Below are 19159 nucleotides of genomic sequence, written 5' to 3'. Positions count from 1 at the left end.
ATTTTCGCTTTTTTAATTAGTAATAAAAACCTATCAACTTGAATGAAGAGAGGATTTTTTAAAATTGAGTAAATCTAAAATAATAATTGATAATATATATTGGGAAAGAATTCAATTATTTATTGAAGGTCATGTTGAAGATATAAAGCTTAATAAGAAAAACTTTGTATTGAGAAATTTGACTGAAACCAAAGAACTAAAAGCAAACGATGTGAAAGTAGAAGGCAACCAATTTAAGGCACGTTTTAATGTTGCCATATTAGATGACGGTAATTATCTTCCACCAGGTGAGTACTTAATTGTTTATAAAGGCGATTTTGATTATATTGCCAATATAAATGAAACATTGTTAGATCCCAATAATTATGAATTAGAAGAAACAGCACTCGAACAGTATAGCGATGAAATGACTCAAAATGGCAAAAATAATTTATTATTAGACCACTTTACATTTACCTTTAAAAAGGGAGGTAAATCATCTAAAACAGAATATACTGTAAAGCCTATGATTTCGAGTGAAGTGAACGAATTTGTATTGAATATTATATTTAAAGCACCTATGCCTAAAATGAATCCAGTTAAGAAAAGGATTACAGACCTTAAATTAAAATATAATAAATATTCATTTAATGTCCGTAACTTCATCTTTCAGTCTATTTTCAAGATTACTAAATTTTTCCATCTGAAAAAGGGGAATACAGTACTTTTCACTTCTGATTCTAGAGCGGAAATGTCAGGTAATTTTGAGTATGTTTACAATGAAATGTTACGTCAAAATTTAGATGAAAAATATAAAATACATGCATTGTTTAAATCTAATATATCTGTACGACGTAATTTTATCGATAAATTTAAATTTCCGTATTTATTAGGTAAAGCAGACTACATATTTGTAGATGATTTCCATCCATTACTTTATACTGTGAAATTTAGAAAGAGTCAGGAAATTATTCAAGTATGGCATGCAGTAGGCGCATTTAAAACAGTAGGCTATAGCCGTACTGGTAAAAAAGGCGGACCATTTTTTAACTCAGTAAACCATAGGAATTACACCAAAGCATTTGTATCATCAGAAACGGATATTCCATTTTATGGTGAGGCGTTTGGTATAAAAGAACAAAATATTATTCCAACTGGCGTACCAAGAACGGATATATTATTTGATCAAGACTATGAAAAAGCCATTGTTGCAGATATGGAAGAAGCACTTCCAATTGTTAAAGGAAAGCAAGTGATATTATTTGCACCGACATTTAGAGGGAGTGGCCATCATACTGCGCATTATCCGTTTTTCAAAATTGATTTTGCAAGATTTGCACGTTATTGCCGTGAGAATAATGCAATTGCGCTATTCAAGATGCATCCGTTTGTTAAAAATAAATTGAATATTCCTAGAGAATATCAAGAATACTTTGTAGATGTATCTGATTTTAGAGAAGTGAATGATATTTTGTTTATTACGGATATCTTAATTAGTGATTATTCATCACTTGTATATGAATTTGCTGTATTTAAACGACCAATGTTATTTTATGCATTTGATTTAGAAGATTACATCACATCACGTGATTTTTATGAACCATATGAAACATTTGTACCTGGTAAAATCGTTGAATCGTTTAACGATTTAATTGTAGCATTGGATCAAAAAGATTTTGACGTTGAAAAAGTTGAGCCATTTTTAGATAAACATTTTAAATATCAAGATGGACGTTCAAGTGAACGTTTAGTAAGAAATGTTTTTGGCAGCTAAATTAAGTGAATAGAAATACCAATTAAAACATAATGAGTTAACTACAAAAATATATATTCAGCGTTAGATATAGAACGGGATCCTGTAATTGAGATTGCTGAACGGCTGATATTGATTTGTACTTAACTCATTTTTACAAGGTGGAGTATAATGAAATTTTCAATTATAGTACCAAGTTACAATTCAGAAAAATATATAGCAGAACTTTTAAACAGTTTACAAAATCAAAGTTATGATAAAAAAGATTTTGAAGTTATTTTGGTAGATGATTGTTCATCAGATAATACTTTAAATGTGGTAGAAGCTTATAAAAATAAATTAAATTTGATAATAAAACAACTTGATACAAATTCAGGCGGACCAGGTAAACCTAGAAATACGGCTTTACAATTAGCGCAAGGTGAATATGTATTTTTCGTAGATTCAGATGATTACATTAATAAAGATACATTAAAAGATGTGTCGAAATTTGTTGATCAAAATCATGCAGACGTGGTCTTGGTGAAAATGGAAGGCGTGAATGGTCGTGGTGTACCGAAATCCATGTTTAAAGAAACGAGTGATGCAGTCACATTAGCCAATTCTAGAATTATTTATACACTTAGCCCAACTAAGTTCTATAGAACCTCATTATTACGTGATCACGCAATCGAATTTCCAGAGGACTTAAGAAGTGCAGAAGATCAATTATTTACAATGAAGGCATATGTCAATGCGAAACGAATCGCTGTACTTGCAGATAAGCCTTACTATTATGCAACTAAACGTGAGGGAGAACATATGAGTTCTGCGTATGTCTCACCCGAAGATTTTTATAAAGTGATGTCATTAATTACTGAAGAAATATTAAACAGCCCATTAGAAAATAAAAATGAAGTGCTAGGATATTTTATAGATAGACATTTCTCATTCTCTAGAACAAATAACTTTTCTCTTAAAATTGCAGATGATAAAAAAGAAGCGTGGATGGATGCGTTAGGAGATTTTATTCAAAAAGTACCAACAGCTGTAGATGAATTAGTGAATGATTCATTCAAACCGTTATTACATTACGCTCGTCTAAAAGACATGAAGCATTACCAAATGGTAGAAGAAAGTTATAAAAATGGGAAGTTTCATAGCTACAGTGCTCAAGAAGGAACGTTAAAAATACAATTTGATGAAGGTGAACCGTATTTTGTCTTCAAAAAATTAGTGAAGCCTGATATTAGAATGTCACATTTCGAATTTAACGATCAAGGTTTTGAACTGGAGTTAGAATTTATTAGTTCTATTATTAATCCCAACCATGTTGCTTCAATGATTCAACTCAAATTATTATCACGTAATAAAAAAGAATTTATTTATATACCTTTAACTATGAATGATCAGACTAGATTTAAGTTTAAGGCAGATTTAAATGATTTGATGCCTTATCTCATAAAAGAAAAAGTCTGGGATGCACATCTAGAGATGCGTGTGGATAATATGACCATTGAGAAACGTATTGGCAATAAACGTGTTAAGTACCCGTATAGTAAGGAAACGAGCACAATTACCCAATATAACAATCAGTATTATCGATTTACACCATATTTTACGAAAGACTTCGATAATTTATCATTTTATATAACGAGCAACAAATTAAATGAAATGTTAGCTGTTGAAATTAAGGACAAACAGACAATACAACTACGCAGCTTAGAATTTAACTATATTCTATCTGAAGGGATGACAGCTGTCATCTTACCTCATATGTTTACGTATGGTTATTTAACGTCTGTGACTACAAAAGACACACTTACTTATCATCTGTCTGTTGGAGAAAAAGTGAAAGATAAAGATCTGAAAAAGAACTTCAAAATTGAAACGCCCCATTTAGTTTTAAAATACTAGTTGGTATATAATAGTAAGTGAGTTAAAGAAATATTAGCTGACTTACTATTTTTTTAATCGAATGTTATTGATAATGATTTTCAATTATAGTATGTTTGAAATGAATGATTTTTATATCTTAATTTAATAATAATTAATTTATATATAGATTGTCTTTTAGATTCATGTGAAGAGGGAGTTACCGATGACAAAAAGTAAAATAGATGTTAAAGATTTAATTAATATAGGACTCTTTACGGCAGTATACTTCATTTTTATAGCACCACCGGGTATTTTAGGTATTATACCTATCTTTATGTTGTTACTTCCTGCAATGATAGGGCTAGTAGGTGGCATACCTGTGATGTTACTTATTACCAAAACGCAGAAATTTGGTGCATTAACGATTTGTGGTGTTGTCGTAAGTTTATTATTAGCAATCATGGGGCATCCTTGGATGGCTTTGATTTTAAGCGTGCCAGTGATTGTGATTGCAGATATGGTTATGGCGATGGGCCAATATAAAAGTTGGAAATTAAATAGTATAGGTTATATTATTTTTTCATTTTGGCCAATAGGTAATTTACTACCGTTTTATTTTATGAGAAATTCATATTTAGCTTTTATTCAAGACAAATATGGTACAGATTATGAAGCGACAGTAGAAGGATTGTTTTCTATTGGTATGATTCCCATTATTCTTATCACTACAATTATTGGTGCTTGGATAGGTGCATACATTGCTAAAGGCATTTTGAAAAAGCATTTTAAGCGGGCAGGTATTATATAAAATGTATAATCAAGTATTAAGTCAAAATCATATATTTAACTTTGATCCAAGGATAAAAATTGGACTCATGCTAATTATTTCACTCATTTCACTAACAGGTGGCGTAACGGGTCAGGGCATATTTATCAGATTGATTATAATGGTGATTCCCGTCTTATTATTGATTGTGATAGGGAAATATAAGATTGGCATTGCCTGTATTGTGCTAACCGTAGCTGCTTGGTATGGTGAAGCATTTGTGTCTATTGAACAAAGCCAAGTTGCAACATTACTCGTGTTTGTACCTTCTGGAATTATTACAAGATTTTTGCCTTCTTTAGCCATGGGTTACTATATATTTAAGACAACACAAGTAGAAGTGCTTATTATAGGTTTAGAACGCATGAAGTTATCTAGAAAAATAACTATCCCAATTGCTGTTATGTTTAGATTTATACCCACAATAAGAATGGAATCAGCTTCCATTAAGGATGCAATGAAAATGAGAGGGATTTCTTTACGGTTTGCGTTTAAAAAACCAATGCAATATATCGAGTATCGTATTGTACCTTTATTAAATAGTGTGATTAAAATAGGGAATGAATTGACTATCGCATCCATTACTCGTGGATTGAATTTGACACATAAAAGAAGTTCTATTGTGACGTTGAAAATACGTTGGCTTGATTGGTTATTCATAATTGGCACACTGCTTTTATGTATAACTTACTATATAGTGTGAGGTTAAAATATGATTCAATTTGAAAATGTATCATTTAATTATGACAATAGCGAAAAAATCTTAAACGATATAAACCTTACTATTAATGATGGTGAGGTTATTTGTTTAACTGGTGCATCAGGTTGCGGTAAAACCACCATAACACGATTATTGAATGGGACGATACCACACTTCTTTCATGGAGAGATAGATGGTCGTATCATTGTGAATGGTAAAGACATTACTAAACAATCTATTTATGAGGTTTCACAAGTAAGTGGCTCAGTCTTTCAAAATCCACGCTCACAATTTTTCTGCTTAAATACAACAAGTGAACTTGCTTTTGAGCCTGAGAATTTTGGTGTGGAGCCAAACGAAATTAATACACAAATTGCTAACAGCGCCTATGAATTTAATATTGAACATTTATTGGATAGAGGTATATTTAATCTTTCTGGTGGAGAAAAACAGTTAATAGCATGTACGACGATTCAAGTGAGTGGTCACGATATCATTATTTTAGATGAACCTTCATCAAATTTAGATTTCAAAACAATCAGCAAACTGCGAAAAATGTTAAATATATGGAAGCAAGAAGGTAAAACCATTATTATAGCTGAACACCGTTTACATTATTTAATGGATGTTGTTGATCGCTTTATCATATTGGCACAAGCTACAATGCGTAAACAATATGACAAGGATACATTTAATAAACTGAGTCATGAAACATTGGCAGAGTTAGGATTGAGAACAACACATTTAGATAAAATGAAACCTAAAGTTCATCACAATGTCGCATGTGGTACGTTAACGTTGAAAGACTTTAATTTTAAATATAAACCTAGATTACCTTTATCAATTAATATACCTAAAGTTGAACTAAATAAAGGTAAAGTGACAGGAGTTATAGGGCAAAACGGTTCGGGAAAATCTACATTTGCACGATGCTTAACAGGTGTGGAAAGTAAATTCAAAGGGAAAGTTGATAATGATGAAGTTACTTTGAAGCGGGGACATAGATTAAACAATGTCTATTTGGTGTTTCAAGATGTAAATAATCAACTTTTTGCAGAAAGTGTTGGTGAAGAATTACGTTTAAGTCATGCTGATTTAGATGACGAAACAATTCAAAAACAGTTACAATATTATGGTATTTCTCAGCACATTGAACGGCATCCTTTATCATTATCAGGAGGAGAAAAACAACGTTTGGCTATTGCAAGTGCAGTAGAAACAAGCCGTGATATACTTATTTTTGATGAACCATCAAGTGGTTTAGATGGTCAGCGTATGCGAGAAATTAGTGGAATCATCGACGATTTAGCAACTAATGGGCATACCATTATAGTGATTACTCATGACTATGAACTATTACTATCATGTGCCGATGAAATCTTACATTTAGAAAATGGGCACGTTAAAGATCAATATACAATGAATGATGCAAATTTAGGGAAATTACAATCATTTTTTGAAATATAAAGTTATTGAGTGTATGGATAAAGTAGCGCATATGAACGACTAGGATATAAAGTGAATATTAGGGCTAGTGCGCATGCAAAAGAACCTGAGGCATAAATGGATGTCTCAGGTTCTTTTTTGAGTTAATTGATAGAAATCATAATGTTAAGTAAAGCAGATTTTGTTAGCTTGAAAATCAAAGGATCTTTAAAATAATGCATTGTTAATTTTAAACGTGGATAATTCGTTCTGTTTATTTGTTTTAATAGTGATTTATCTATATAGGTTTGGTTTATATTTTGAGGTATTAAATTGTTAATCAGACCATATTCACTATTGATTAAACTAGAAAATATTGGAAATGACTTAATGAAATGATGATTGATATTAACTGAAATCGTTGATTCGCTAAGATTATTAAAAAGTAATATATGATAGTGTGTTTTGGTTTTTGTGACGATAGCATAAGGCAGTGTTGTAATTGGTTGCTTATAATAAGGTGATAACAAACCGTAAATATGAACCACTGGCATAGCACTTTGATATTGATTGAACAACATGATGCGATCATAATCATCAGAATAGTAAGGATAACCAAATCCTCCAATAAGTTGATTAAATTCAATAAGAAATTGAGTTATTGCGACATGTGTTTCTTGTTTAGAGTAGTGATAGCAACTTTTTATTGCACTATGGGTAAGGTGATTGAATATCAATTTTTTAGCATGCTTAGAACCTAAACTGTGAATAAACAATACGATACGTGCTTTTAAATCAAGGTCCTGTTGTATAGGTGAGATTTTTTGTGTGATTAACTCTGCTAAAGATATTAAATCTAAGTTAATAAAATATAAATCAGTTTCTAACAATGACATAAAGCGACGAATTTGTAGTATATTAGCACTGTTTTCAATAATCTTATCAATTATCACACCAATTTTTATTTGTGGGTAAGACTGTTTGATATTGTTAATCGTTTCAGTCATCGACTTAGCTTCATTAAAAGTTAAATCTAACTGTAATGTAATATGATTTAAGTTATTTTTTAATTCAAGCAATAATTTACGCAAAAAAGTACTAGATTGATTTGTTAAAAATTTAGACGTAATTTTAAGCGTAATGTGATAATTTCTATCAATGAGTTGGTGTATAGATGTTAATACTTGTTGTAATTTAAAGGCATTTAAATGAATGATTTGCGTATCTAATATAGATATATTTACTTTTGGAAATACAAGGATATCATTTTGTTCTGAAATCATAGCATCAAAGTGTACTAAGTCATCAAGTCTTTCTAATTGTATGAATGTATGAGGTTCATTAAAAGTATCGCTAAAAGATAATGTTGATAAGTTGAGTGTCTTTGCAATGTGGTCTACACGTTTAGCTGACTTTTGAATTTGTGCAAAATAGTGAATCGTTTTAGCTTGATCTATATCAATTTGTTTGGGCTCGTTATAGTATTCTTGCCTAAAATTATAAATATATTTTTTGGGTGGCATCTGAATGTAATGTTTGAAATGTTTTGAATACGTACTTACATTTGTAAATTGATATTTGATAGCCACATCATAAATACTTTGATCATTTTGTATTAAATCAAATAATGATAAAGCAATTCTTAATGAAGTAGTGTAATGCTTAAAGTTCATATTTAGAATACTGGAAAATAATATTGAGATATATGATTGTGAAATATAAAATGCTTTAGATACATTCTTCGTACTTATTTTATGATAGATATTGTGATGTATATATTCAGTTATTTGCTGCAATAGCGGATGTTTGGTATTAAGTGGTGGAATATAGACTGTATTTAAGGTTACTTTAGCTTCTTTAATTAAAAAGTCAATGATATTTGAAATATAAAGACTTGCAGTGTTTTCATCTTGTAAGGGTAAGTGCAAATTCTCTAGTATTAAATTTCTAAACTGTTCTACAAGTTTGATGTGATTGAAATCAAAGTAAGAGGTTGAAAGACAGGTATCTTTTTCAAAAAATAATGGTAAAGGCAAACTTAGTTCTACTAAATCTTGTACATCGAACATTTGAAATAGATCAGCGTTGTTAATGATGATCCCGTCTTCAATGGTAATCGTTGATCCATTTAAATTGATTTTACAAGGTTTATTTAAGGGGAGTAGTATAATAACTTTGTTTATACATCTTTTTAATTCAGTTGTGTAATGATTTCTAATTGATAAGGAACTAATCACAAATATCACCTTTGCCTAGATAAATAACGATTGATTTAGATAATAATATTATTATTGTACAACTTCATTGTTTGAAAATGTTGAATATCTAAATTTATTAATATAAAGACTATTTGAAATAATTAATGAGGGGTGAATTTATTTATATTTTAGATTTTGTACAGATGGTATTAAAAAGTTGGGGTGTTGGATTAATAAAAAGATGTCTAAGAAAACTTGAAGCGAGGAAATTCAAAATTTGTTTGGTAGCGCTTGCAAAAACAAAGATTAGTTCTTATAATGTATATATTGACTTGTAAAAGTCTACAGTATAACTTAAACGTTTAAGGTGAGAGAGATGAAAAATAATAAACCTACTTTGCATGACGTAGCTCGTGTGGCCGGTGTATCCATTGCCACAGTATCAAACGTGTTGAACAATAAAAGTTCTGAATTAAGTGATAAAACCAAAGATAAGGTGCTAAATGCCATAGAAACATTGAACTATGAACCTAATCAATTTGCTAGGGGATTAAAGACAGGACGTTCCAATATTATTGCATTTATTGTCCCAGACCAAAATCCATTTTTTACAGAAGTGTTAACTGAGATAAGCCACGAGTGTCAAAAACATCATCTACATGTTGCCGTTGCATCTTCAGAAGAAAATGAAGACAAACAACAAGATTTAATAGAAACATTTGTATCACAAAATGTAAGCGCTATTATACTTGTGCCAGTGAAATCAAAATTTCAAATGAAGCGTGAGTGGTTGAAAATACCGATAATGACGTTGGATAGAGAGCTTGAATCTACAAGCCTACCGTCAATAACCGTTGATAATGAAGAAGCGGGTTATATTGCAACAAAACGTGTTTTAGAAAGTACATGTAAAGAAGTGGGCTTACTACTTGCGAATCCTAATATTAGCACTACAATTGGCAGGAAAAATGGCTATAATAAGGCTATTTCCGAGTTTGATTTAAATGTTAATCCGTCATTAATTCATTATAGTGATCAACAATTAGGGACAAATGCTCAAATCTATAGTGGTTACGAAGCTACGAAGACTTTGCTAAGTAAAGGGATTAAAGGAATTGTTGCTACGAATCATTTATTACTGTTAGGCGCGTTACAAGCCATAAAAGAAAGTGAAAAAGAAATTAAAAAAGATGTTATTATCGTGGGTTTTGATGATAGTTATTGGAATGAAATTTATACACCTAAACTTACAGTAATATCTCAACCAGTTAAAGAAATGGGTCAGGTTGCAGCAAAAATGATTTATAAATTGATTAAAGGTAAGGATGTAACGTCAATCAAACTATCGACAAAATTGATTATCCGTGAATCGTGTTCATTTAATAAAACTTAAAAAATCCATGACTATATGGGTTTTTATTGAATTTAACTTAAACGTTTAAGTTGAAAGATGGTTAATCATAAAGGGGGGAATTAATTTGGATACTTCAAGTAATAGCGTGAGAGAAAAGACTTGGATGGGAGTACCGAGAATCATATTTGCAGCGCTCATTGCAATATTCATTTTCATGACAGGTGATGGCATCGAACAAGCATTTTTATCAAAAAACATTGTTGATTTAGGTTTTTCAAGCGGACAAGCATCACTTGTATTCACGTTATATGGTGTCATGGTAGTCGTCGGTTCATGGTTAGCGGCAGTTTTATCAGATGTCTATGGTCCGAGAAAAGTGATGGTTCTAGGAACAGTTATTTGGTTAGTATTTCACATATTATTTTTAGTTTTTGGGCTTGGTTTAGAAAATTACAGTATGATGTTGCTCATGTACGGTATTAGAGGATTAGGTTATCCTTTATTCTTATATGGATTTTTAGTGTGGGTAACATATATTACGAATAAAGCGCGGTTGGCAACTGCTATAGGTTGGTTCTGGGCAATGTTCTCAGTAGGTATGGGTGTGATTGGTACATATTTACCAAGCTTTACTATCCCTCATATAGGATTTATGGGCACACTTTGGATGTCTGTCATCTGGATTGGGGTAGGTGGATTAATTGCATTCTATGTCGTTGGCAAGAGAAATATTAAACCTAATGTGGATAAGCCTATTAAAGAAAGATATGTAAAAGTACTTAAAGAAGTGGGGATTGTCTATAAAAATCCAGATATTATTAAAGTGTTTGTAGTTAGGATTATTAATCAGCTTTCTCTATTTGGATTAGTCGTTATTTTCCCTGTTTTATTTACAGATACGATTGGTTTTACAATGCAACAATGGCTATGGACATGGGGAACGATGCATATTACTTGTATTGTAGGAGATGTCGTATGGGGTATTGTAGCGGATAAGATTGGATGGAAACGCCAAGTCATGTTATTTGGTTGTATAGGATGTGGCATTACAACGTTACTTTTCTATTATTTACCAATATTGAGTGGAGATATATTTGCTATTGCTATTTTATGTGCAGTGTTATTTGGTATTACGCAGTCAGCATTTGTTCCAATTTTTGCAATTTTTACTGCATTAGAACCTGAACATATTGGTGCAACGTTATCATCACATAATTTAGCTGCAGGTTTGAGTAATTTTGCTGCACCAGCCATTGCAACACTGTTCTTACCAATATTTAATGAAGTTGGTGTCGTATGGGCATTTGCAATTTGTTATTTCGTGGGTGCAGTGATTACTTACTTTATAAAAGTACATCAACCGGGTATAGATGATCGTAAAGTAACTGAAATGAATAAACAAACACAAACTAATTAGTAAAGGAATGATTTTAGTGGAAGAGGTCGTTCTAGGTATCGATTTAGGTACAAGTGCAGTTAAAACAATCGCAGTTAATAGAGATGGGCAAGTAGTTGGTCAAATGAGTAAACCATTGACATTAATTCAAACTGAACCTGGTTATAATGAACAAGATCCAGATTCGTGGGTTGAAGCGGTTATGAAAAGCATTAAAGAACTGCTTAAGTTAGATGAGTTGAAAAATAAAAAAATATCTGGCGCATCGTTCTCCGGACAGATGCATGGATTAGTAGCACTGAATCACCAAGGAGAACCAATTAGAAATGCAATCTTATGGAATGACACAAGAACGACACAACAATGCCAATCAATCAAAAATCAGTTTGGAGAAACATTGCTGAAAAATCCAATACTAGAAGGATTTACTTTACCTAAATTATTGTGGCTACAAGAGAATGAACCAACACATTGGCAAGCATTAGATGTGTTTTTACTACCTAAAGATTATGTTAGATACAAAATGACTGGTGATATTTCAATGGAATATAGTGATGCTGCAGGTACGTTATTATTGAATACAGATACAAAGCAATGGGATACACGAGTAGGTGAACAATTAGCAATAGGTGATATATATCCTAAGTTAATTAATTCGCATGATTTTGTTGGTAATTTAACAGAAGATGTAAAAGCAGCATTAGGGCTTGATAATGATGTCGCTGTATTTGCTGGCGGAGCTGATAACGCTTGTGGCGCCTTAGGAGCAGGGGTTATAAATGAAGCACAGGCTTTATGCAGTATAGGAACGTCTGGTGTTGTATTAACTTGCTCACAAGAAAATGAAAAATCATTAGGAAACAATATACATTATTTTAATCATGCATTGCCTCAAATCACATATACAATGGGGGTGACTTTGAGTGCAGGAGATAGCTTGAATTGGTTAAAACGTACAATGTTTGATGATGAATCCTTTGATGATATTGTGCAACAGGCTGCCGAATCTCAAATTGGTGCCAATGGTTTACTATTTGCCCCATATTTACAAGGTGAACGTACACCTCATGGTGATGCATATATAAGAGGCAGCTTTATTGGTTTAAGTAGTAATACAGTTAAGGCTGATTTTGCACGAGCAACAATTGAAGGGATCACATACTCGCTTTATGAATCCTATCGATACATGATGCAAGCGAACAGTAACAGTAATCGTGTTATTTCGATTGGTGGAGGATCTAAAAGTAATTTTTGGTTACAGCTTCAAGCTGACGTCTTTAACGCAGAGGTCACACCTTTGAAATATGAAGAGGGGCCAGGTATGGGTGCAGCAATGCTGGCAGCTTATGGATTGGGTTGGTTTAAATCTATGGAAGACTGTGTAGATGCTTTTATTGAATATGATAAAACGTATTATCCAAACTTGGAAAACCATAAAAAATATGAACAGTATTATAACGTTTATAGACAAATTTATGAACAAACACAGACATTAACGCAACAATTATTAACTATTAAATAATATAGGAGGAGTACAATTATGGAAAAAAATATACCAGAAACAATGAATATCTCATTATTAAATAAGCCATTTGATATGGAAATGAAAGAAGTTAAAGTGCCGAAGATAGGCGCAACAGATGTCTTGGTAAAAGTTATGGCTGTAGGGGTATGTGGCTCAGACGTACATTATTATGAGCACGGACGTGTAGGTGAATTTGTAGTTGAAAAACCTCTCATTCTAGGGCATGAGTGTTCAGGTGTAGTGACCGATGTAGGTAGTAATGTAACAAGATTTAAAGTCGGGGATAGAGTAGCGATTGAACCTGGTGTGCCTTGTGGTGAATGCGAGTATTGTAAATCAGGGAAATACAATCTATGTCCGGATGTAGAATTTCTTGCAACACCGCCAGTTGACGGTGCATTTAGTCAATATATCAGCCATCCTGAGGGCTTTTTATTCCATATACCAGAAGCATTATCATACGAAGAGGCAACCCTTAATGAACCATTTTCTGTAGGTGTGCAAGCTTGTAAAAGAGCCAATGTTCAACCAGGCTCAACAGTGGTTATTATGGGAATGGGACCAGTAGGGCTCATGGCAGTTGTGGCAGCCAAGGCATTTGGTGCTACAAAAATTATTGTATCTGATCTTGAAAAAATACGTCTAGACGAAGCATTAAAATTAGGTGCAACACATGCAATTAATATTAAAGAAGAAGATGTGGCTACACGAATTAATGAAATTACAAAAGGTAAAGGTGTTAATTATGCATTTGAGACAGCGGGTAACCCAATTGCTCTACAAAATGCTTTAGCTGCTTTAAACAATGGTGGTACATTAGCTATTGTTGGTTTACCTCAACAAGAAAATATTGAGTTAAACATTCCTTTTATAGCAAATCATGAAATCAATATTGTAGGTATTTTTAGATACGCAAATACGTATGATATGGGTCTAGAAATGTTGGCGTCCACATCAGCAGATTTAAACACGATGTTCACGGATGCTTATGATTTAAATGAGGCAAAAGAAGCGATGGAACAGGCGAGAACGAATAAGAGTGGATCATTAAAAGTAATGGTTTATCCTAATGGTAAACCTGAATAAATTGATTATAAATAGAAGAACTAAAGTCACAGCCTGAATGTGACTTTAGTTCTCTTTTTAATGCACACACAATTAAGCGCACATTTTAAGAATGTAGTTTTATATCATAGATTAAAATGGGTGCATAAAGTTTAATTCTGGGAATGGAATATAACTATGATAATTAACGGCACATCACAAGCCTCGATATAAACACACACATTCTATATGGATATTATATAACTTATAATGTATCTTTACAATATTAAATCAAAAACATTTTAAAGATAAAACGATTTTAATTGCGATAAATACTAATTACTGCTATAAAGTCATTCATGATGACGTCGCATTATCATTAAGTGCACGTTTATTTGCTTTATATATATAAATCGATTGATTTATATATGAAGATTAGAGAAGAAATGATTAAAAATAAAGTGAATAATCCATTGAATACTGAATTACTAAAAATATTAACAAAAGTAATCTGACTCAGGGCGATTAGAAAAACAGAACCGGTTGTTTTAATTTCAAGTAAGTCGAATGAAAATAGTAGGATTGCAATGATTATTAAATAACCCAGTGCTATGAAGAACAAGTTTAATAAATCTACCAGAAAAAGTTTTTTCATATCAACCAGCCTCCTTTTTACTATGCTATAACCGTTTTAAGATTATATAATCTACATAAGTGTAATTTTACAAATTCTTAATATTTAGCATGATAACTATAATTAAAGTGTTTATATGAATCGAATGATTGAAGACATTAAAAAATTTAATTAATTAGGTTTAGTAAGCTATATATATAGAATTTGAGTAAAAACGGTTTTGATTGATTAAATTGGTGATAAATAGTAAGTGAGTTTGATTTTTGGATGAAGGGGAGGTTAATGATGTATAAAGCGATTATTTTTGATGTGTATGGCACTATTTTTGATATATCTTCACTTGAAAAGCATATGGACCAATTTGATGAAGCGCAAGCATCTTCTATCTCACAATTATGGAGAAAAACACAATTACAACATATGTTTTTAAAACAAATTATGCAACGTTATATCACTTTTGATGATTTAACTAAAGATGCTTTGCGATATACGTTAGATGAACACAAAGTACAATATAATAGAGAAGATATTAATCAATTGTTTGATGCTTTTTTAGATCTAGACTATTTTAAAGAAATACCAAGCGTATTTTCGGATTTAAAAGCTAAAAATATAGATATAGGTGTGCTATCGAATGGTAATGATAGCATGTTAATGCCTTTAGTTGATAATTCGAAAATCAGTGAATATATTGACACTGTCATGAGTGTGGACGAAATTAAACAGTATAAACCAAGTCCTGCGAGCTATGCTTTAATATTAAATTATTATCATTTGACTAGAGAAGAGATTTTATTTGTTTCCTCAAATTCATGGGATATTACAGGTGCTGCAAACTTTGGCTTTGATACCGTTTGGATAAATCGTGACAAAGTACAATTCGATTATAATGGCCAATCTCCTACGATGACTGTGAGCAATCTTAATAAGTTAGTTAAATGGTTAGAAATGAATAAATAATAAAATAACATTTTGAAGTTTAGTGAAAATTTTGGATTACTTTATGTTGATAGTTGTTATAAGTGAATTTAATATTGACTGAAGAAGAAATAAACTCTATACCCATTGCCAAATAGAAAAAGAGCTTGAGCCACTTATTTGTGTCCCAAGCTCTTTTAGTACATCTTGTATTAAAAACAATATATTAGATTATTTAAAGTCATTCAAATATTGTGGAAGCATTTGTGTGTAAAGATCAATGAATGTTAAGTACGTATCTTTATATACATATTCGTCAACTTGATGCGCTTGTCCTGTTTCACCTGGACCATACATAACAAATGAGAAATCTTCACCTTTATCTTTCATTAAATAAGACGCATCAGTAGTTGCTGTAGAAGACGTAACATCTAAATCTCTGTTGAAATATTCATCGCCTAAAGATTTTGCTAATTTTAAGAATTCATTGTCACCAGTCGTATATACTGGATCACGATTAACATAAGGATTAACAGTAATATCGGCGTTATCTTCTTTTTCTACTTTTTCTTTTATACTGTTGAATAAGCTTTCGAATTTTTTATTATCATATGCAGGAATGGTACGCATATTAAATAATGATTCTGCGTATTCAGGAATGGAATTCACTTGATCGCCACCATTGATAATCGTTGAATTCATTGTAGGTGTACCTAAAAGTTTACTACGAACATCTACTTTATTATATTCAACATTTAAATAGTGAATAAAATCAACGAGTGGATTAATAGCATTAAATCCAAGTTCTGGCATTGAACTATGTGCGGATTTACCTTTTGAAATCACTTGGATATCCATCGTACCTTTGTGAGTATAAACAATACCATCTTGTGAAGGCTCAGCAATTAATAATGCTTCAACGTCATCCATATAAGCTTTTTCATGCAATAAAGCAGCTCCATTACTCGTTACTTCTTCACCAGCAGTTGCCATAAAGCGAATGGTACCTTGATTTAATGTACCTGCTTTTTTAATTTCTATTAAACTAATAGCGAGTGCTGCCAACCCTGATTTCATATCAGCAGAACCACGCCCGTGTAATCTACCCTGATCATCTTCTGTTAATTTAAATGGATCATAGTTCCATTGCTCTGTATCACCTGTTTTAACGACATCCATATGTCCTGAAACTCCAACCACAGGTTTGCCACTTCCAATTTCAGCCACCAAGTTTGCACGTGAAGATTCATCTTCTAATTCTAATATTTCGGAATTAATATCATATTGTTTAAATAGTTTTTGTAAATAATGTGCAACATCTAACTCTTTTTCATTTACGGATTGAATTTCAATGATATCTGATAATATTTTCACGCGTTCTTCATTAGATAATACTGACATTACAGTACTATACACCACTAACATGCATTTTTAAAACGCATAGGAGAAGTGAGTTGATGTCGTAATGACGTGTTTTATTTGCTTAAGTCAAGTTGATAAAATGCAAGATCTAACCATTTATCGAACTTATAACCAACATTTTGTATCGTACCTGAGTGTTGGAAATCGAATTTTTTATGCAAATAAATACTATTATCGTTTGTAGCATCAATACCTGCAACGAGTGTCTTATAACCTTCAACCTGAGCATGATTTATAAGTTGTTTGAGTAGTTGCGAAGCGATGCCTTTACCTCTATGATGTTCATTTACGTATATAGAATGTTCAATTGAGTATTGGTATGCAGGCCAATCACGGAAAGACCCATAAGTAGCAAATGCAACAGCTTCACCTTGTTCTTCGAAAACAAAAATGGGTTCATTATTTTGAGATTTATTTTCAAACCAAATTTCACGTGATGCTAAGGTCTGTGGCTTATACGAGTATACTGCAGTTGTATTTAAAATTGCATCATTATATATATCTAAAATATTTGGCAAATCACTTTTAGTAGCATGTCTTATCATTATATGACCATCCTTTTTTTTTACTATGTTTCAAATTAAATAATAAAATCATTAAACACCTCAGCGCAAAATTTAGCAAATGTATGTTATAAAAGTTAACATTTAGTAGCATTATACTTCTTTTGGTATAGTTAGATTAAGGTACATCATACATTATAAGTTGTGCTATACTTATTTATAATATTTGAAGAAAAGATGATTTGGAAAAGGAGTTACACGTGTATGAAAAAATGGGGGAATCGACTCATTACCTTAATTGGTATGCTATTCATATTAGCAGCGATTTATTTATTCGCTAAACCGCATATTGACCAGTATTTACATGAAAAAGAAAGCGAAGAAAAAATAGAAACGTATGATAAAGATGCTGCAAATAAAAAAGAAAACAAACAGGAAATTCCAAAAGATAAATCTGAGATGGTGGGATACTTAACAGTCCCAGATGCAGAAATAAAGACGCCTGTTTATCCAGGACCGGCAACGCCTGAGCTGTTAGATAGAGGTGTTAGCTTTGCAGAAGCGGATGAGTCGCTAGATGATCAGAATATTGCCATTGCTGGTCATACTAATATCGGATCGTCTGATTATCAATTTTCTAATTTAAAAGAAGCGAAAAAAGGCAGTGAAGTGCGCTTTAAAGTAGGCAATAAGAACAATGTCTATAAAATCACAAAAATATTTGATGTCAAACCTGAAGATGTGCAAGTTTTAGATGAACACAAGTCTAGTAAAAAACAATTAACGTTAATTACTTGTGACAACTATAATGAACAAACAAATACTTGGGAAGATCGTAAAATATTTATAGCTGAAGCGGTATAAGTTTAAATAAAAGACCTTATCATAGAAATGATGACACGATACAGATCATTCTTAAGATAAGGTCTTTTTTATTGTATTATTTATCAAAAGCATTGATAAAACGTTTTGTGATTTCTTTCGGTCTTGTTATCGCGCCACCTACAACAGTACAATGAACACCTAAATCTGTTACATCTTTAAACATTTCAGGTGTAATTACATTACCCTCAGCAATGACTTTAGCATTTACATGAGCCAAGACATCTTTTAAAAACTGATAGTTGTTTTCATATAAAATATGACCTTTTGTATATGACGTATACCCACGTAACGTAGTGCCGACATAGTCGAAACCAAGTTCGTCTGAATTTTTAGCTTCTTCAAGTGTAGAAATATCCGCCATAATTTCAACGTTTGGTGCTTTATTTCTTATATAGGATACAAGCTCTGATAATGATTCTTTAGGACGAGTTTGTTTGGTTGCATCTAATGCGATGACTTCGCAGTTACTTTCAATTAATTCATCGATCTCTTTACTAGTAGCCGTGATGAAAACGTCAGAATGCGCATAATCACGTTTTACTATTCCAATTACTGGTAAGTCGACTTCTTTTTTGATTTCAATAATGTCTGCTTTAGAATTCGCTCTGATACCAACGGCGCCACCTTCATATGCTGCTAAGGCCATTTTAGACATAATAAAAGATGAATGTAATGGTTCATCTGGTAATGCTTGGCACGATACGATTAATCCCTGTGGTAACATAATTGCACTCTCCATA

At 31.9% G+C, this 19159-nt stretch carries 16 protein-coding genes; 11 read left to right on the top strand and 5 right to left on the bottom strand.

Annotated features, from left to right (window positions below; translation table 11 throughout):
• The first annotated feature begins 64 nt into the window (after positions 1–64).
• From tarL to ACP7BT_RS08585, 5 genes are all read left to right on the top strand, one after another.
• Complete coding sequence (gene tarL / locus ACP7BT_RS08605) at positions 65–1753, top strand: teichoic acid ribitol-phosphate polymerase TarL (RefSeq protein ID WP_041079336.1); 1689 nt, start codon at positions 65–67, stop codon at positions 1751–1753.
• A gap of 150 nt (positions 1754–1903) precedes the next feature.
• A complete protein-coding gene (locus tag ACP7BT_RS08600; RefSeq protein ID WP_041079334.1) occupies positions 1904–3628 on the top strand; it encodes a glycosyltransferase family 2 protein in 1725 nt (574 codons plus the stop codon).
• A gap of 184 nt (positions 3629–3812) precedes the next feature.
• Positions 3813–4397 (top strand): MptD family putative ECF transporter S component, encoded by a 585-nt coding sequence (locus tag ACP7BT_RS08595; protein WP_002482316.1) that lies wholly within the window; start codon positions 3813–3815, stop codon positions 4395–4397.
• Between the two features lies 1 nt (position 4398).
• Positions 4399–5118, top strand: a complete 720-nt coding sequence (locus tag ACP7BT_RS08590) for an energy-coupling factor transporter transmembrane component T (RefSeq protein WP_041079332.1) — start codon at positions 4399–4401, stop codon at positions 5116–5118.
• 9 nt (positions 5119–5127) lie between these two features.
• Positions 5128–6582: an ABC transporter ATP-binding protein gene (locus ACP7BT_RS08585; RefSeq protein WP_041079330.1), complete on the top strand. Its 1455-nt coding sequence runs from the start codon at positions 5128–5130 to the stop codon at positions 6580–6582.
• A 122-nt stretch (positions 6583–6704) separates the two neighbouring features.
• Here ACP7BT_RS08585 and ACP7BT_RS08580 read toward each other — a convergent pair whose 3' ends face one another.
• On the bottom strand, positions 6705–8777 hold the full coding sequence (locus tag ACP7BT_RS08580) for a helix-turn-helix domain-containing protein (RefSeq protein WP_041079329.1): 2073 nt from the start codon (positions 8775–8777) through the stop codon (positions 6705–6707).
• Between the two features lie 337 nt (positions 8778–9114).
• Between ACP7BT_RS08580 and ACP7BT_RS08575 the strand changes: the two genes are divergently transcribed.
• From ACP7BT_RS08575 to ACP7BT_RS08560, 4 genes are all read left to right on the top strand, one after another.
• Positions 9115–10131 (top strand): LacI family DNA-binding transcriptional regulator, encoded by a 1017-nt coding sequence (locus ACP7BT_RS08575; RefSeq protein WP_069821602.1) that lies wholly within the window; start codon positions 9115–9117, stop codon positions 10129–10131.
• 85 nt (positions 10132–10216) lie between these two features.
• Positions 10217–11509 (top strand): MFS transporter, encoded by a 1293-nt coding sequence (locus ACP7BT_RS08570; RefSeq protein ID WP_037537655.1) that lies wholly within the window; start codon positions 10217–10219, stop codon positions 11507–11509.
• A 7-nt stretch (positions 11510–11516) separates the two neighbouring features.
• A complete protein-coding gene (xylB, locus tag ACP7BT_RS08565; protein WP_180373861.1) occupies positions 11517–13010 on the top strand; it encodes a xylulokinase in 1494 nt (497 codons plus the stop codon).
• An 18-nt stretch (positions 13011–13028) separates the two neighbouring features.
• Positions 13029–14099: an NAD(P)-dependent alcohol dehydrogenase gene (locus ACP7BT_RS08560; protein ID WP_041079326.1), complete on the top strand. Its 1071-nt coding sequence runs from the start codon at positions 13029–13031 to the stop codon at positions 14097–14099.
• A 358-nt stretch (positions 14100–14457) separates the two neighbouring features.
• Here the strand turns inward: ACP7BT_RS08560 and ACP7BT_RS08555 are convergent, their stop codons facing one another.
• Positions 14458–14712, bottom strand: coding sequence for a hypothetical protein (locus tag ACP7BT_RS08555; protein WP_037537656.1), 255 nt, complete (start codon positions 14710–14712; stop codon positions 14458–14460).
• A gap of 264 nt (positions 14713–14976) precedes the next feature.
• Here ACP7BT_RS08555 and ACP7BT_RS08550 point away from each other — a divergent pair, with 264 nt between their 5' ends.
• The gene (locus ACP7BT_RS08550) at positions 14977–15651 is read left to right on the top strand and encodes a haloacid dehalogenase type II (RefSeq protein ID WP_041079324.1); all 675 of its coding nucleotides are present in this window, start codon (positions 14977–14979) and stop codon (positions 15649–15651) included.
• A 189-nt stretch (positions 15652–15840) separates the two neighbouring features.
• Here ACP7BT_RS08550 and ACP7BT_RS08545 read toward each other — a convergent pair whose 3' ends face one another.
• Positions 15841–17010: an ArgE/DapE family deacylase gene (locus tag ACP7BT_RS08545; protein WP_002482325.1), complete on the bottom strand. Its 1170-nt coding sequence runs from the start codon at positions 17008–17010 to the stop codon at positions 15841–15843.
• Positions 17011–17084: 74 nt separating this feature from the next.
• A complete protein-coding gene (locus ACP7BT_RS08540; protein ID WP_011302346.1) occupies positions 17085–17576 on the bottom strand; it encodes a GNAT family N-acetyltransferase in 492 nt (163 codons plus the stop codon).
• 222 nt (positions 17577–17798) lie between these two features.
• Here ACP7BT_RS08540 and srtA point away from each other — a divergent pair, with 222 nt between their 5' ends.
• On the top strand, positions 17799–18398 hold the full coding sequence (srtA, locus tag ACP7BT_RS08535; protein WP_002482327.1) for a class A sortase SrtA: 600 nt from the start codon (positions 17799–17801) through the stop codon (positions 18396–18398).
• Between the two features lie 76 nt (positions 18399–18474).
• Here the strand turns inward: srtA and ACP7BT_RS08530 are convergent, their stop codons facing one another.
• On the bottom strand, positions 18475–19143 hold the full coding sequence (locus ACP7BT_RS08530; RefSeq protein WP_037537658.1) for an N-acetylmannosamine-6-phosphate 2-epimerase: 669 nt from the start codon (positions 19141–19143) through the stop codon (positions 18475–18477).
• Positions 19144–19159: the final 16 nt, after the last annotated feature.

Source organism: Staphylococcus sp. Y174-1, assembly GCF_049897865.1.
Classification (GTDB): Bacteria; Bacillota; Bacilli; order Staphylococcales; family Staphylococcaceae; genus Staphylococcus; species Staphylococcus saprophyticus.
This window is presented reverse-complemented; position numbering and strand designations above follow the sequence as displayed.

Coding starts and splice junctions, on each gene's coding strand:
- ACP7BT_RS08575 (WP_069821602.1), top strand. CDS start 9,115: ATGAAAAATAATAAACCTACTTTGCATGACGTAGCTCGTGTGGCCGGT.
- ACP7BT_RS08530 (WP_037537658.1), bottom strand. CDS start 19,143: ATGTTACCACAGGGATTAATCGTATCGTGCCAAGCATTACCAGATGAA.
- ACP7BT_RS08590 (WP_041079332.1), top strand. CDS start 4,399: ATGTATAATCAAGTATTAAGTCAAAATCATATATTTAACTTTGATCCA.
- ACP7BT_RS08560 (WP_041079326.1), top strand. CDS start 13,029: ATGGAAAAAAATATACCAGAAACAATGAATATCTCATTATTAAATAAG.
- xylB (WP_180373861.1), top strand. CDS start 11,517: ATGATTTTAGTGGAAGAGGTCGTTCTAGGTATCGATTTAGGTACAAGT.
- ACP7BT_RS08555 (WP_037537656.1), bottom strand. CDS start 14,712: ATGAAAAAACTTTTTCTGGTAGATTTATTAAACTTGTTCTTCATAGCA.
- ACP7BT_RS08585 (WP_041079330.1), top strand. CDS start 5,128: ATGATTCAATTTGAAAATGTATCATTTAATTATGACAATAGCGAAAAA.
- ACP7BT_RS08550 (WP_041079324.1), top strand. CDS start 14,977: ATGTATAAAGCGATTATTTTTGATGTGTATGGCACTATTTTTGATATA.
- ACP7BT_RS08545 (WP_002482325.1), bottom strand. CDS start 17,010: ATGTCAGTATTATCTAATGAAGAACGCGTGAAAATATTATCAGATATC.
- ACP7BT_RS08600 (WP_041079334.1), top strand. CDS start 1,904: ATGAAATTTTCAATTATAGTACCAAGTTACAATTCAGAAAAATATATA.
- ACP7BT_RS08540 (WP_011302346.1), bottom strand. CDS start 17,576: ATGATAAGACATGCTACTAAAAGTGATTTGCCAAATATTTTAGATATA.
- ACP7BT_RS08595 (WP_002482316.1), top strand. CDS start 3,813: ATGACAAAAAGTAAAATAGATGTTAAAGATTTAATTAATATAGGACTC.
- srtA (WP_002482327.1), top strand. CDS start 17,799: ATGAAAAAATGGGGGAATCGACTCATTACCTTAATTGGTATGCTATTC.